The 14,460-nt window shown below is 70.9% G+C and carries 15 protein-coding genes and 1 pseudogene; 10 read left to right on the top strand and 6 right to left on the bottom strand.

What is annotated here, in order from left to right:
* Positions 1-95: 95 nt before the first annotated feature.
* Positions 96-1,484, top strand: a complete 1,389-nt coding sequence (locus FLL47_RS17820; RefSeq protein WP_144121680.1) for a hypothetical protein — start codon at positions 96-98, stop codon at positions 1,482-1,484.
* Between the two features lie 68 nt (positions 1,485-1,552).
* On the opposite strand, the gene FLL47_RS17825 is transcribed toward FLL47_RS17820, so the two are convergent.
* Positions 1,553-2,584, bottom strand: a complete 1,032-nt coding sequence (locus FLL47_RS17825; RefSeq protein ID WP_144121681.1) for a 2-oxoacid:ferredoxin oxidoreductase subunit beta — start codon at positions 2,582-2,584, stop codon at positions 1,553-1,555.
* Positions 2,577-4,409, bottom strand: coding sequence for a 2-oxoacid:acceptor oxidoreductase subunit alpha (locus FLL47_RS17830; protein ID WP_144122035.1), 1,833 nt, complete (start codon positions 4,407-4,409; stop codon positions 2,577-2,579). The genes FLL47_RS17825 and FLL47_RS17830 overlap by 8 nt, the downstream gene beginning before the upstream one ends.
* A gap of 365 nt (positions 4,410-4,774) precedes the next feature.
* On the opposite strand from FLL47_RS17830, the gene FLL47_RS17835 reads away from it, so the two are divergent.
* The 4 genes from FLL47_RS17835 to FLL47_RS17850 all read left to right on the top strand — a co-directional run bounded on the left by FLL47_RS17835 (position 4,775) and on the right by FLL47_RS17850 (position 6,870).
* Complete coding sequence (locus FLL47_RS17835) at positions 4,775-5,146, top strand: NADH-quinone oxidoreductase subunit A (protein ID WP_144121682.1); 372 nt, start codon at positions 4,775-4,777, stop codon at positions 5,144-5,146.
* Between the two features lie 139 nt (positions 5,147-5,285).
* Positions 5,286-5,846 carry a DivIVA domain-containing protein gene (locus tag FLL47_RS17840; protein WP_144121683.1) on the top strand — a complete coding sequence of 187 codons (561 nt, stop codon included), beginning with the start codon at positions 5,286-5,288 and terminating at the stop codon, positions 5,844-5,846.
* Complete coding sequence (locus FLL47_RS17845) at positions 5,843-6,319, top strand: SRPBCC family protein (protein WP_144121684.1); 477 nt, start codon at positions 5,843-5,845, stop codon at positions 6,317-6,319. Before FLL47_RS17840 ends, FLL47_RS17845 begins: the two co-directional genes overlap by 4 nt.
* Positions 6,320-6,390: 71 nt before the next feature.
* A complete protein-coding gene (locus tag FLL47_RS17850; protein ID WP_186315786.1) occupies positions 6,391-6,870 on the top strand; it encodes a Uma2 family endonuclease in 480 nt (159 codons plus the stop codon).
* Between the two features lie 7 nt (positions 6,871-6,877).
* Here FLL47_RS17850 and FLL47_RS17855 read toward each other — a convergent pair whose 3' ends face one another.
* Complete coding sequence (locus FLL47_RS17855; protein WP_144121686.1) at positions 6,878-7,771, bottom strand: sterol desaturase family protein; 894 nt, start codon at positions 7,769-7,771, stop codon at positions 6,878-6,880.
* A 42-nt stretch (positions 7,772-7,813) separates the two neighbouring features.
* Between FLL47_RS17855 and FLL47_RS17860 the strand changes: the two genes are divergently transcribed.
* Positions 7,814-8,392, top strand: a complete 579-nt coding sequence (locus tag FLL47_RS17860) for a DNA-3-methyladenine glycosylase I (RefSeq protein WP_144121687.1) — start codon at positions 7,814-7,816, stop codon at positions 8,390-8,392.
* 24 nt (positions 8,393-8,416) lie between these two features.
* A pseudogene (locus FLL47_RS17865) lies at positions 8,417-8,605 on the top strand (hypothetical protein); the annotation flags it as partial.
* Here the strand turns inward: FLL47_RS17865 and FLL47_RS17870 are convergent.
* Complete coding sequence (locus tag FLL47_RS17870; RefSeq protein ID WP_144121688.1) at positions 8,602-9,387, bottom strand: enoyl-CoA hydratase-related protein; 786 nt, start codon at positions 9,385-9,387, stop codon at positions 8,602-8,604. The pseudogene FLL47_RS17865 and the gene FLL47_RS17870 sit on opposite strands and share 4 nt — an antisense overlap.
* Positions 9,387-10,178, bottom strand: a complete 792-nt coding sequence (locus FLL47_RS17875) for a PaaX family transcriptional regulator (protein WP_144121689.1) — start codon at positions 10,176-10,178, stop codon at positions 9,387-9,389. The genes FLL47_RS17870 and FLL47_RS17875 overlap by 1 nt, the downstream gene beginning before the upstream one ends.
* A gap of 288 nt (positions 10,179-10,466) precedes the next feature.
* Between FLL47_RS17875 and FLL47_RS17880 the strand changes: the two genes are divergently transcribed.
* Both FLL47_RS17880 and FLL47_RS17885 read left to right on the top strand, forming a co-directional pair.
* Entirely contained in the window at positions 10,467-10,634 is a 168-nt protein-coding gene (locus tag FLL47_RS17880) for a DUF3117 domain-containing protein (protein WP_120317235.1), read from the top strand.
* A 281-nt stretch (positions 10,635-10,915) separates the two neighbouring features.
* A complete protein-coding gene (locus tag FLL47_RS17885; RefSeq protein WP_144121690.1) occupies positions 10,916-12,370 on the top strand; it encodes a leucyl aminopeptidase family protein in 1,455 nt (484 codons plus the stop codon).
* A 119-nt stretch (positions 12,371-12,489) separates the two neighbouring features.
* On the opposite strand, the gene FLL47_RS17890 is transcribed toward FLL47_RS17885, so the two are convergent.
* Positions 12,490-13,104, bottom strand: a complete 615-nt coding sequence (locus FLL47_RS17890; RefSeq protein ID WP_144121691.1) for an O-methyltransferase — start codon at positions 13,102-13,104, stop codon at positions 12,490-12,492.
* 80 nt (positions 13,105-13,184) lie between these two features.
* Between FLL47_RS17890 and FLL47_RS17895 the strand changes: the two genes are divergently transcribed.
* Complete coding sequence (locus tag FLL47_RS17895; RefSeq protein ID WP_144121692.1) at positions 13,185-14,456, top strand: S1C family serine protease; 1,272 nt, start codon at positions 13,185-13,187, stop codon at positions 14,454-14,456.
* Positions 14,457-14,460: the final 4 nt, after the last annotated feature.

The following is a 14,460-nucleotide window of genomic DNA, read 5'->3' on the forward strand; positions in this document are numbered from 1 at the left end:
TCTCAATAGGTACGGTTCCCGAGGACTTCTCGCCTGCCGCTACCATCTGGCGGACGGCGACAGCGTGTCGCCGGTCACCACGTGGGGAGCTGCCGATGTCCTACTCCGACTACGGTTCGCGACGCGACGAGCCGGAGGGCCAGCCGACGGACCCGTGGCGGCGGCCGGGCGAGGATGACGGCCGCGGCCAGCAGCCGCCATCGGCCCCGACCTCCGGTACCAACGGCACGTATCCCCAGCAATACGGCTATCCCCAGCAGAACAGTGGTTATCCACAGCAGCCGGGTTATCCACCGGCCGGAGGTTATCCACAGGACGGCGGATACGCCGCACCCGGCGGATACGCCGGCGGACACTCCCAGCAGGGGCGTGCCGGATACCCCTCTCAGGATGGATATCCGCAGGCAGGGGGCTATTCGCAGCAGGATGCGCAGGGTGCCCAGGGCGGTTATCCACAGCAAGGGGGCTACGGTCGCCAGGACGATGGTTACCCACAGCATGGCGACGGTTACCCACAGCAGGGTGGATACGGCCAGGGCGGATATCCACAGCCGGGTGCGTACGGTACACAGGCTGGCCAGGGCGGCTACGGGTCCGCGGGCGGCTACGGAAGCCAGGGCGGATACGGCGCCCAAGGCGGATACGGCCAGGGCGGTCACGGCGCCCAGGGCGGCTACCCGGCGCAGGGCCAGCCGCAGCAGGGCGGCCACCCGCAGCAGCCCTACGGTCAGCCCGGCGCATACGGCCGGCCCGCCGGCCAGGACGGCTACCCGCCGCAGGGTGGTTTCCTGGGCGACGTGAGCGTCGACGACGACCCGTTCGCCGGCCACGAGCCCCGCAGCAAGCGCCGCCACGACCCGGACCCGCCGTACAAGAAGTCCCGCAAGGGCCTGTGGATCACGCTCGTGGTGCTGCTGGTGCTGTGCGGCGGTGGCGCCGGCGGCGGGTACTTCTTCCTCCGCGGCTTCATCTCCAACGCCAAGGATGCGCAGGAGACGGTCGAGGAGGCCGCGAAGATCACCGTGAAGGAGCCGACGCAGCTCGGCGGGCGGGAGAAGAACACCTCGCCCGATCTGGTGAAGGCCGCCAAAGAGCTGGGCACCCAGATGACCAGCGGCGAGGCCGGGGTGACCGCCACCGTTTCGGCCTTCTACGGGGACGTGAAGACCAAGAACATGGTCATGGCGTTCGCCGCGGCACTGCCGGTGCCGAACCCGGCGAAGGAAATGGACGGGTTCACCAAGGCGGTGACCGGCGACTCCAAGGTGACCGAGCCGTGGGCGGACGTGCCCGCCGGGCCGCTCGGCGGCCTGGCCAAGTGCGCCGGGATGATCTCGGACAACACGCCGATGGCGGTCTGCGTGTGGATCGACGGCGGCAGCGTCGGTTCGATCATGTACTTCGACAAGAAGGTCGCCGACGTGAAGGCGAAGTTCGCCGGTGAGCGTGGCCAGCTGGAGACCAGGACCGAGCCGAAGGCCTGAACCCGGCACAGACAGCGCCGCCCGCGACCGATCGGTCGCGGGCGGCGTTTCGTGCGTCAGGCGACGGGCTACAGGATCGTCCAGGTGTCGCCGGAGTTGAGCAGCGCGGCCAGGTCCGCCTCGGGCTCGCCGGCCTTCGCCTTCGCCGCGTCGAGCTGGTTGCGCACCAGCTCGTCGTAGGACGGGCGGCGCACCGAGCGGAACACGCCGACCGGGGTGTGCCGCAGGTCCGGCCCGGCCAGCCGGGACAGCGCGAAGGCGTACGCCGGGTCCTCGGCGTGCGCGTCGTGCGTGAGCACCTCGCCCGCGTCGACTTCGCCGGCCTCCCGCACGGCCAGCCCGAAGCTGCCCGCCGGGTGGGTCACCACGTGTGCCCCGTCCTTGCCGAACGTGATCGGCTGCCCGTGCTCCAGCCGGATCAGGTAGTCGTCGCGCGTCTCGGGGTCCTTGAGCACCTCGAACGCGCCGTCGTTGAAGATGTTGCAGTTCTGGTAGATCTCCACGAACGCCGAGCCCTGGTGCTCCGCCGCCTGGCGCAGCACCGACTGCAGGTGCTTGCGGTCGGAGTCGATGGTGCGCGCGACGAACGAGGCCTCCGCGCCCAGCGCCAGCGAGATCGGGTTGAACGGCGCGTCCGAGGAGCCGGTCGGCGTCGACTTGGTGATCTTGCCGATCTCGCTGGTGGGCGAGTACTGGCCCTTGGTCAGGCCGTAGATCTTGTTGTTGAACAGCAGGATCTTCAGGTTCACGTTGCGGCGCAGCGCGTGGATCAGGTGGTTGCCGCCGATGGACAGCGCGTCGCCGTCACCGGTCACCACCCACACGGTCAGGTCCGGGCGCGACACCGACAGGCCGGTGGCGATCGCCGGGGCGCGGCCGTGGATCGAGTGCATGCCGTACGTGTTCAGGTAGTACGGGAAGCGCGAGGAGCAGCCGATACCCGAGACGAAGACGGTGCGCTCGCGTGGGATGCCCAGCTCGGGCAGGAAGGTCTGCATCGCGGCCAGGATCGCGTAGTCACCGCAACCCGGGCACCAGCGCACCTCCTGGTCGGACTTGAAGTCCTTCGCCGACAGCTGGACCGGCACCGCGTTAGACATTCTTGATCACTTCCTCGAGCATGGTCTCCAGCTGGGTGGAGGTGAAGGGAAGTCCGCGCACCTGGTTGTAGGCGACGACGTCGATCAGGAAGCGTGCCCGGATCACGTGGGCCAGCTGGCCCAGGTTCATCTCGGGGATGACCACCTTGTCGTACGACGCCAGCACCTCACCCAGGTTCTTCGGCAGCGGGTTGAGGTGCCGCAGGTGGGCCTGCGCCACGTTCACCCCGCGCTGGCGCAGGGCCCGCGACGCCGCGCCGATCGGGCCGTACGTCGAGCCCCAGCCCAGCACCAGCACCTTCGCCTCGCCCGACGGGTCCTCGACCTCGACGTCGGGGACGTCGATCGCCTCGATGCGGGCGGCCCGGGTGCGCACCATGAAGTCGTGGTTGGCCGGGTCGTAGGAGATGTCACCGGTCTTGTCGGCCTTCTCCAGGCCGCCGATGCGGTGCTCCAGCCCCGGCGTGCCCGGCACGGCCCACGGCCGCGCCATCGTCTCCGGATCGCGCAGGTACGGGTAGAACTTGCCGTCGTCGCCGTTGGGACCGGTCGCGTACTCGACCTGCAGGTCGGGCAGCTCGCTGACCTCGGGCAGCAGCCACGGCTCGGAGCCGTTGGCCACGTAACCGTCCGACAGCAGGATGACCGGGGTGCGGTACTTCAGCGCGATCCGGCACGCCTCGATCGCGGCGTGGAAGCAGTCCACCGGGGACTGCGCGGCCACCACCGCGACGGGCGCCTCGCCGTGCCGGCCGTACAGCGCCATGTTCAGGTCGGCCTGCTCGGTCTTGGTCGGCAGGCCCGTCGACGGGCCTGCCCGCTGCACGTCCACGATCACCAGGGGCAGCTCCAGCGCGACCGCGAGCGAGATGGTCTCGCTCTTGAGCGCGACGCCGGGGCCGCTGGTGGTGGTGATGCCCAGCGCGCCGCCGTATGCCGCGCCCAGCGCCACGCCGATCGCGGCGATCTCGTCCTCGGCCTGCACCGTGGTCACGCCGAGCTTCTTGTGCTTGCTCAGCTCGTGCAGGATGTCCGACGCCGGGGTGATCGGGTACGCGCCCAGCAGCACCGGCAGCTTCGCCTTCACCCCGGCGGCGACCAGGCCCAGGGCGAGCGCGGCGTTGCCGGTGATGTTGCGGTAGTTGCCCGGCGCCATCTGCGCGGGCGGCACCTCGTAGCGCACCGCGAAGCCCTCGGTGGTCTCGCCGAAGTTCCAGCCCGCGTTGAAGGCGGCCTTGTTCGCGGCGACCAGCTCGGGGCGGGCCGCGAACTTGCGCTCCAGGAACTTCATCGTGGACTCGTGCGGCCGCGAGTAGAGCCAGCTCAGCAGGCCCAGCGCGAACATGTTCTTGGCGCGCTCGGCGTCCTTCTTGCTCACCGGGAGCTCGGCCAGCGCGCCCACGGTCATGCTGGTCAGCCCGACCTTGTGCACGTCCCAGCCGGCGAGGGAGTCGTCCTCGAGCGGGTTGGTCTCGTAGCCGACCTTGGCCAGGTTGCGCTTGGTGAACTCGTCGGTGTTGACGATGATCGTGCCGCCCTTGGGCAGGTCGGCGATGTTCGCCTTGAGCGCCGCCGGGTTCATCGCCACCAGCACGTTCGGCGCGTCGCCGGGCGTGAGGATGTCGTAGTCGGCGAAGGCGACCTGGAAGCTCGACACGCCGGGCAGCGTGCCGGCAGGTGCACGGATCTCCGCCGGGAAGTTCGGCAACGTCGAGATGTCGTTGCCGAGCTGGGCGGTTTCCGACGTGAACCTGTCGCCGGTGAGCTGCATGCCGTCGCCCGAGTCACCCGCGAAGCGGATCACCACCCGGTCGAGCTGATGGATCTCCTTGGCGGGATGCCCGTGCTCGCTGAGCTGACCGGCCTGCCCGGCGCCCTCACGATGTTCGGCCACTGGACGCGACCTCCTGCTGGGGTGGTGTGCTGTTACGTCTCGATTAAGGTCAGCCTACGTCGGCGGTAGGGAATGGCGTTGACACGGCCCCCCCAGCGAAACCATGCGGAACGTGATAAACACGACAGCCGTCTGTGGGACGGGTCGCGCATATCACTGCTCCGTCCCACAGAGTGGCATTCCATCGGCCATTCGGCGAAGGATGTGCCATTCCACGCGAACATGCGCTCCACGTACTCGCCGCCGCCCGGTTGCATGAATCCCCACTGTCACCGCCGACCGTTTAGGCTGCGGTCGTGAACGGTTACCTCGACGCGTACGCGACCGTGGCGTTGCTGCTGCTGGTCGGCGTGCTGATCATCGGAGGGGCGTACACGGCGAACCGGCTGCTGCGCCCGTCGCGGCCGAACGCGGCCGAGGGCAAACTCGACACGTACGAGTGCGGCCTCGATCCCGTCGAGGGCGGCTGGGCGCAGATGCAGATTCGTTACTACGTCTACGCGTACCTGTATGTGCTGTTCGCGGTCGAGGCCGTTTTCCTTTTTCCGTGGGCGGTCGTCTATGCCCGGTCGGGCCTCGCGGTGGTCGTGGAGATGGCCGTCTTCGTCGCGGTGCTGGCATTGGGCCTGCTCTACGCGTGGCGCAAGAACGCGCTGCGCTGGCTGTGACGGCGCCGCGGGGCCGATCGTGCGCGCCCGGAACGCCCGGCTACCGCTCGGTAATGAGCCGGACGGTTCCCGTGCCACGGGCCGGACAGCTCGGGTGGCAGGGTCGCGCTGAAGCGCCACTCGTGCCACGATCGTGGGCATGGGCAACCTGCTGCTGCTGATCGTCGTCGCGCTCACCGTGGGCGCCGTGGTGTTCGGGGTGATGACGCTGGTCACCGGGGGTGACCCAGGCCTCGCGCCGGTCGAGCCGGACGAGCGAGCCACTCCGTTGCCCGCCGACCGCCCGCTCGTCGAGAGCGACGTGTCCCGGGTGACGTTCGACCCGGCCTGGCGCGGATACCGGATGGCGCAGGTCGACCAGACGCTGCGCCGGCTGGCGTACGACATCGGCTACAAGAGCGAGCTGATCCAGGTGCTCGAGGCCGAGGTCACCGCGCTGCGCGAGGGACGCGTCGAGGACGCCGACACCCTCGCCCGCGCCCGGGCGAGCGCGCTGGGCGTGGTCACCGCGGGTGCCGTGGTCGGAGCGCCGGTGGAAGCCGCCGACGAGACCCCTGCCGAGGAAGCCGACCCGGCCGAGCCGGACGCGACCGCCGACGAGGCCGGCGAGCAGCCGGTCGACGAGGCCGACCACGAGACCGACCCGGCACCCGCCGAGGTGGACGAGTCGGCGGCGGCCGGCGAGCCGGTCCGGCGGTGACGGGAGCCGATCCCACCGCGCCCGGCGCAGGGGAGGTCACCGCGACGATCATCGTGGCTGCGCCCGCCGAGCGGGTGTTCGCCGCGTTCATGGCCTGGGAGCGGCAGAGCGACTGGATCCCGCTGACCAAGGTCCGCGTCGTCGAGGGCGACGGCGGCGAGGGCACCGTGATCGAGGCCATCACCGTGGCGGGGCCGGCCGTGCTGCGCGACGAGATGCGCGTGGTCAAAGTGGACCCGCCCTACGAGGTGCGGGTCGTCCACCAGGGCAAGGTGCTGCGCGGCCCGGGTGTCATGCGGTGCACCCCGATGGCCGGCGACCGCACCCAGGTGGTCTGGCACGAGTGGTTCCACCTGCCCGGCGGCGTCGCGGGCCGGCTGGCCTGGCCGCTGCTCTGGCCCGGTTCCAAGGTCAGCCTCAAGCAGGCCCTCAAACGCTTCGCCAAGATGGTCGAGTCCGGCCGCCTGCCGTGAGAGAACCCCAGGCGGGGAAACCTTCTTTCAGCGAAACCTTCTACCGTGAGCCGTCACGGTAGCCTTTGACCGTGGCTCCCACGACGTCTGAAGGGGACGCGATGAGTGCTGCCGTCGCCAAGCTCGCGCAGCTGCGCCCAGGTGTGCGCGGTTATACCGTCGCAGATCTGCACACCCTCCCGGAAGTCGGCCCGCGGTACGAGCTGATCGACGGGAGCATCGTCATGTCCCCCTCCGCCACCAGCGCCCACAACATGATCGCGCGCTGGATCGCGCAGCTGATCGAGGATGCCGATCCCGGTGGCGAGTACGTGGTCGCCACCGACCAGTCCGTCACCATCGATGACCACAACGAGCCCCGCCCGGACATCGTGGTGCTGCCCGCCGCCTACATCGACGATTCGCCGTTTCCCGTGGACGGCGTGCAGTTGGTCGTGGAGGTCGTGTCGCCGACCTCGGCTTTGCGGGACACAGAGATCAAGCGGGTGCTTTACGCGCGCGCCGGCGTGCGGCGGACCGCCCGCGCCCGCAGGCCTTCCGCCGCGTCCTGACCCCGCGTCACTCGACCGGCATGGCACGCGAAACAGCCATGGCGGCGACCGTGCTGGGCGTGGTCCCTGCGGTGGGGGACCAGCCGGGGCCGCGGAGCAGGGTCGGCAGCCACTCGCGCAGGCGGCGGGTGCGCAGGTCGCGGAAGATCGCGGCGTACTCGTGGTAGGCCACCCGCAGTGGGTTGTACGTCGTGATGTTCGTGGTGAGGCCGTACACCGGGCGCTCGATCTCGGGGGCGAACGAGCCGAACATACGGTCCCAGATGATCAGGATGCCGCCGAAGTTGCGGTCCAGGTAGCCGCCCTGCGAGGCGTGGTGCACCCGGTGGTGCGAGGGGGTGTTGAACACGAACTCGTACGGCCGCCACATCCGGTCGATGCGCTCGGTGTGGATCCAGAACTGGTAGAGCAGGTTGATGCCGCCGCAGAAGGCGGTCACCGCGGGGTTGACCCCGACCGCGGCCAGCGGCAGGTAGAACAGGAACCCGGTGAAGCCGGTCCAGGACTGGCGCAGCGCGGTGGACAGGTTGAACGTCTGCGACGAGTGGTGCACCACGTGCGAGGCCCACAGCAGGCGGATCATGTGGTGGCCGCGGTGCGACCAGTAGTAGCAGAGGTCCTGCGCGATGAGGAACAGCGGCAGCGCCCACCAGTGGAACTCGATCCGCAGCGGGGTCGCCAGGTAGATGGCGCTGGTCGCGGCGGCCGTGCCGATGCCCCAGAGCACGTCCCAGCCGAGGCTGCCCAGACCCATGCCGATGCTCGTCGCGGTGTCCTTGCCGCCGTAGCCCACCTCGTCCTCGTCCGGGTGGAACCAGTAGGACACCCGTTCGAGGACCATGAGCAGAATGAACAGCGGCACCGAGTACAGCACCACCGGGGGGAAGTCCGGGAGCTCCATGAGTTCCGAAGGCTATTCGCGTTCAAGTAAGGGGGCAAGAGGGTGAGCGACCTCATCGTCGGCGACGACGGGCTGGCACGCTGCGCGTGGTCGGCCGGTGCGCCGGAATACCGGGCCTACCACGACGAGGAGTGGGGCACGCCGCTACGCGGCGACGACGCGCTGTTCGAGCGGGTGAGCCTGGAGGCGTTCCAGTCCGGGCTGTCCTGGATCACCATTCTGCGCAAGCGGCCCGCGTTCCGGGCGGCGTTCGCCGGGTTCCATATCGAGACCGTGGCCGCGTTCGGGCCGGACGACGTCGAGCGCTTGCTGAACGATGCCGGGATCGTGCGCAACCGGTCCAAGATCGAAGCGACGCTGCACAACGCCAGGGCGGCGCTGGAGCTGCCCGGCGGGCTGAGCGCGCTGCTGTGGTCGTACGCCCCGTCGGCCGGCCGTCCCCGCCCGGCCGCCCGGACCGACGTGCCCGCCACCTCGGCTGCCTCGATCGCGATGGCCAAGGAGCTCAAGAAGCGCGGACTGCGCTTCGTCGGCCCCACCACGGCGTACGCGCTCATGCAGGCCACCGGCATGGTCGACGACCACCTGGCAGGCTGCCACGTCGCCGCGAACCGGCTGTGATGGGATGAGCGGGTGAGCAGGGAGTGGCTGGTCAGCGTGGCGTTGCCGATCGAGGCGGAGTCGGCGGAGGAGGCGGTCCGGGAGTTCTGGCGCTACGTCACCGAGCTGGGCCCGGACGAGCTGCCCGCCTACGTCTCGCCGTCGGGGGACGAGCTGCAGATGACGGCGTACGTCACCGACGGCGTCGCCCCCCTGGACCCCGAAGAGGATTAGCGGCCCTCGAACACCGGCTTGCGCTTGTTCACGAAGGCGTCGGTGGACTCGCGGTGGTCGGCGGTTCCGCCGGACAACTGCTGTGCGGCCAGCTCGACCAGCAGGGCGTCGGCCAGCGTGCCGGTTGCGCCGTGCAGCAGCTCGCGCTTGATCTGGCCGTACGCCACCGTCGGGCCGGCCGCCAGCCGTGCCGCCAGCTCCTGCGCCGCCGGCAGCACCTGCTCGTCGTCGTCGGCCAGCCTGGTCAGCAGCCCGAGCCGGTGTGCCTCGTCCGCCTTCACCGGCTCGGCCAGCAGCAGCAGCTCGGCGGCCTTGGCCGCGCCGACCATGCGGGGCAGGGTCCAGGACACGGCGGTGTCGGCGGCCAGGCCCACCCGGGCGAAGGCCATCAGGTACGACGTCGACGGCCCGCCGATGCGCAGGTCGCACAGGAAGGCCAGGCCCGCGCCCGCGCCCGCGGCCGGGCCGCGCACCGCCGCGATCACCGGCTTGGGCAGCTCGGCCAGTGCCAGCGCCATCGGGTTGTAGTGCTTCTCGACGGTGTCCAGCGGTGCCTTGTCGCCCATCGTGGCCATGTGCTCGCGCAGGTCCTGCCCGACGCAGAAGGCCCGGCCCGCGCCCGCCAGCACCACCGCGCGGCAGGCCGGGTCGCTTGCCAGCTCTTCGAACGTCTCCCGCAGCGCCACCTTGAGCGCGACGTCGAGCGAGTTGAGCGACTCGGGGCGGTTCATGGTGACGGTGACGACGCCCTCGGCGCGATCGACGGTCAGCGGTGCGGACATCAGCTCTCCCTGAGGCAGTGGTCGACGAAACGGTCGGCGGCGGGCCGCAGCCGGGCGGCCTGCCGGTCGAAGAAGGCGGCCGCGGCGGTGCCCGGCCAGTCCGGCGGCAGCAGCGACGCGGGCAGCTGCGGGTCGCGGAACAGGAACGCGCGCCAGGCGTGGACCAGTGCGCACCGGGCCGCGTACGCGGTGCGGTCGTCGGTCAGCCGCGTGATCGCGCCGACCACCGGCGTGAGCTGCGCCACGAACCCGGCGTACGAGGCTCCCACGGCCGGCACGTTCCACGCTCTCATGATCAGCTCGCGGGCGCCGGTTTCCCCGCCGGTGTGCGCGGCGGAGAAGCGCTCGAAGCGCACCTCGGCATCGGCGAGCAGCCCGTCGACCTCGCCCGCCGGCCGGGCGGCGATCCAGACGCCGGTCTCCAGCCGCCCGTAGCCGAGGAAGGTGAGCTCGGCGGCCAGCCGGTCGCGCTCGGTGCGGGCTTCCGGCGCGGAGATCACCAATAGGTCGAAATGTCCGTCCCAGGAGCTGCGGCCGGTCCGGTAGATGCGCGCGGCGGCCTCATCGAGGCGGCGTACCGCCCGCGGGGTGAGCTGGTAGCCGGGTCCGGCGGGCAGCCGTACCGGCGCGAGCCAGCCTTGTCGCACCATGCGGGACACCGCGGTACGTACCGCCGGTGCGGCGATGCCGAGCGGCGCGAGCAGCCGGATGAGGGCCGCGATGGCGGCTCTGCCGCCACGTTGTCGCAGGTGATCGCCGTAGAGGTCGAAGAGTGCGGAACGAGCCTGCATGAGGGGTGATTGTGACAGATGTGAACTGTGCTGGCGAGATGATGTCACACCGTGACCGGCCCGGTTTGGGCTTAGCGGAGTCCATCAGGGAAAATCATTGGTCGGCACCCGTTCGTGTGGACCCCACCCAACCACACGCCGGTGCCGGACGGCGTACGAAGACGGCGCGTCGCGAGCAGGCTGCCTCGGCAGCCGTCGTGAGGTTTCGTCGGCGGAGCAGGCGGGGAGACCCGCCAAGTCTTGCATTCAACCCGGGTGCAGGTCTGGCAAGTCTGAGGGGAGACACACATGGCGGCGATGAAGCCGCGGACGGGCGACGGTCCGCTGGAGGTCACCAAAGAGGGCCGGGGAATCGTCATGCGCGTGCCGCTGGAAGGCGGCGGGCGGCTTGTGGTGGAGATGACACCAGACGAGGCCACCGCTCTCGGCGAGGCCCTCAAACTGGCCGTCGGCTGACATCGGGACCGGCCGGGCACCATCCCGGCCGTCCAACCCACCCCCTCCCGGCGACGTGTGCCGCGCTCCGCGCGCGGTGCGGCGCCGTCACACCCCGTTGCACCACCTTCTCCTGACCAGCGGAAACGCGTCCTCAATCCGGTATGCCGCGCGAGCGGCGACCCCTGCCGGGCGGCGCGGGACCAGCACCTCCGTCGCGGCCGGCGCCGGAGGCAGCGCGATAGGGTCAGGCGGTCGGCGGCCGGTGGGGCGTCGGCGGCACAGCCAGTGAAGGGGCAAGGATGATCTCGATTCGACTGGACGGCGCGGCGGACCTCGCCGGAACCGTCGCGTGCCCGGTGGGCACCGCCGAGGGCGATTCCGCGGCGGGCACACCGCTCGCCGTGCTGCCCTCCGACGTCGCCGCCGAGGCGGAGGCGTTCCTCGCCGCCACCGAGCACAAGGGCTCGGCCGGTGCCGTGCAGACGCTGCCGCGACCGCTGCGCGAGCCGTCGAAGGTGCTGCTGGTCGGGGTCGGATCCGGTGACGAGGCGGGCTGGCGGGCGGCCGGTGCCGCGCTGGCCCGTGCCGCCGTCAAGGAGCCCGCGCTGACCGTGCTCGCTCCCGCGGACCTGAGCGACGTCGCGCTGCGGGGCCTTGCCGAGGGCCTGTGGCTGGCGTCGTACCGGTTCCGCGTGGCCGAGGAGAAGCCCGAGGCCGCGGCGAAGCTGGCCGAGGTCGTCGTCGCCGTGCCGGGCAGCCCCGAGCGGGAGGCCGTGCTCACGGCCACCCGCACCGTGGCCGGGCACACCCGCTTCGCCCGCGATCTCACCAACACCCCGTCGCTGACCAAGACGCCGGAGTGGTTCGTGCGCCAGGTGCGCGAGCGGGCCGGCGACGGCGTCACGGTCACCGTGCGCGAGCGCGAGCAGCTGGAGGCCGAGGGCTTCGGCGGCATCCTCGCCGTCGGCGGCGGCTCCGTGCACGAGCCCCGCCTGCTGGAGCTGGGCTGGTCCCCCGAGGGCGCGACGAAGCACGTGGTGCTGGTCGGCAAGGGCATCACGTACGACACCGGCGGCATCGACATCAAGCCCAACGACGCCATGCAGCTGATGCGCAAGGACATGGGCGGCGCAGCCGCCGTCGTCGGCGCCCTGCTCGCCGTGGCGGACCTGGGTCTGCCGGTACGGGTCACCGCACTCGCCCCGCTGGCCGAGAACATGCTCTCCGGCAGCGCCTGGCGCTCCGGCGACGTGGTCACCCACTACGGCGGCCTCACCTCCGAGGTGCGCAGCACCGACGCCGAGGGCCGGGTCGTGCTCGGCGACGCGATGGCGTACGCGGTCGAGAACCTCGAGCCCGACCTGCTCATCGACCTCGCCACGCTGACCGGGGCGTCGCGCATCGCGCTCGGCAAGAAGACCGCCGCGCTGTTCAGCGGCAACGAGGCGCTGATCGACGGCTTCACCGCAGCGGGTGCGGAGTCCGGGGAGCCGCTGTGGCGGCTGCCGCTGGCCGAGGAGTACGCCGGAGACGTCACCTCCGACATCGCCGACCTGGACAACGCCGCGGGCAACCCCGGCACCATCACCGCCGCGCTCTACCTGCGCGAGTTCGCGGGCAGTCTGCGCGACCGCTGGGTGCACATCGACATGTCCGCCCCGGCCTGGTCGGCCGCCCCCGACGGCGAGCTCACCAAGGGCGCGACGGGCTGGGGCGTACGCACCCTCGTCCGCTGGCTCTCCACCGTCTCCTGACCCACTTTTGACCGGCCGTCTCCCGACCCCTTTTTTGATCGACGTTGGCCTATCTCATCGAATCCGAGCCGCGAATTTTCGATGAGATAGGCCAACGTCAATAAAAGGCGGGGTTGGGGTCAGGCTCTGACGGCGGCTAGGAGGCCTTCGCCGAGGGGGAGTAGGGCGGGTTGCCAGAGGTCGCTGTCGCGGACGGCGTAGGCCAGCTCGCGGACCGTGAAGACGTCGCGGCCGCTGGTCAGGACTCCGTGCAGGACGACCACGCCACCGGCCCGCAGCAGCCGTGCCGCGGCGTCCATGAACGCGGCGTACTCGGTCGGGTCGGCGTCGACGAAGATCAGGTCGTAGGCGCCGTCGGCCAGCCGCGGCAGCACCTCCAGCGCCCGGCCGGTGATGACCCGGGCCCGCGAGGCGGAGAAGCCGGCCTCCATGAACAGCCGTCGCGCCATGCGCTGGTGTTCGGACTCCCGGTCGATGGTGGTGAGCACGCCGTCGGGGCGCATCCCGCGCAGCAGCCACAGTCCGCTGACCCCGGTGCCGGTGCCGATCTCCACGACCGCCTTCGCGGCGCAGGCCCCGGCCAGCATGCGCAGCGCCGCGCCGACCGCCGGTGCGACCGGCTGCAGGCCCACCTCGACCGCCAGCCCGCGGGCCGTCTGCGCGATCACGTCCTCGGGGACGAACGACGCGATGAAGTCGCCTGCGCTACCGGGCTGGCGATGCAGCGTCGTCATGGGGCACCTTCCGTGAACAGTGATTTTTCACGTTGAAACCGTGCCATCCTGAAACCGGGAACGGGACGGAGGGCTGGTCAGTGACCGACGGCTGGGGTTATCGCCGGCCGGATGACGACGACTGGACGGCAGCGCAGCACACGCCACCGGCCGTCGCACCGCCGGCGTCGTTTTGGTGGTCTGATGCGCTCAACGATCCGTGGCGCGATCCGCACTCGCCGGTGGCGCTCGTGCCACCCGCAGAGCGCGCACAAGCGCCCGTGCCGGAGCCGTTGGCCGAGCCTGACCATACCCGACGTCGTACGTTGTGGACAGTCGCCGGAGCGGCCGTCCTGGCGGGCGTGCTGGCGGGAGTGCTCGGCGGCGCGATGGGCGTGCGGTTCAGTGACGACCGGCAGACCGCCCGCTCGATCCTCGGTTCGACCGCCTCCCCGCCGCACCGCGCCCCCGAGTCGCTGGCCGCCGTGGCCAGCATGCTGCTGCCCAGCGTGGTCACTGTCCGGGTGCCGGTGGACGGCAGCGTCTCGCTCGGTTCGGGCTTCGTGGCCAGCGCCGACGGCCACATCATCACCAACGATCACGTGGTGTCCGGCAGCTCCGGAGTGGTGAGCGTCATATTCGACGACGGCACCAGTTCCCCGGCGAAGGTGATCGGCACCGACCCCGAGTCGGACGTCGCGGTGCTCCAGGTCAAGCGCCCCGAACTGCACCCGGCGATGCTGGGCGACTCCGACGCGGTCGCGGTGGGCGACGCGGTGGTGGCCATCGGCTCGCCGCTGGCACTGCGCGGCACCGTCACCGCGGGCATCGTCAGTGCGCTGGACCGGCCCATCGCCACCGACGCCGAGAACGGCACGACCAGGTACTACGCCGCGATCCAGACCGACGCCGCGGTCAACCACGGCAACTCGGGCGGCCCGCTGGTCGACGCCGCGGGCCAGGTCGTCGGGATCAACGCCGTGATCAAGTCGATGGCGGGCAGCGAGGAGTCGGCCGGCAACATCGGCCTGGCCTTCGCCATCCCGATCAACCACGCCCGCCGGGTCGCCGAGGAGATCATCTCCGCGGGCCGGGCGCACCGCACGGTGATCGGCGCGGAGGTCGAGGAGTCGTTCCGCGGCTCGGCCGGCGGGGTGCGCCTGGGCGAGGTCGTGGCCACCGGCCCGGCCGCCGAGGCGGGCATGCGCACCGGTGACGTGGTGACCAGTTTCGCCGGCCGCCCGCTCAGCGAGCCGACGGACCTCATCGCACTTGTGCGGAAAACTGCACCGGGTTCGGTGGTCGAAGTGACGTACAAACGCGGCTCCACCAGCCACGATGCTGCCGTGACACTCGTCGCTGACGCTGATTGAGGGG

The organism is Catellatospora sichuanensis, from assembly GCF_007483665.1.
Classification (GTDB): domain Bacteria; phylum Actinomycetota; class Actinomycetes; order Mycobacteriales; family Micromonosporaceae; genus Catellatospora; species Catellatospora sichuanensis.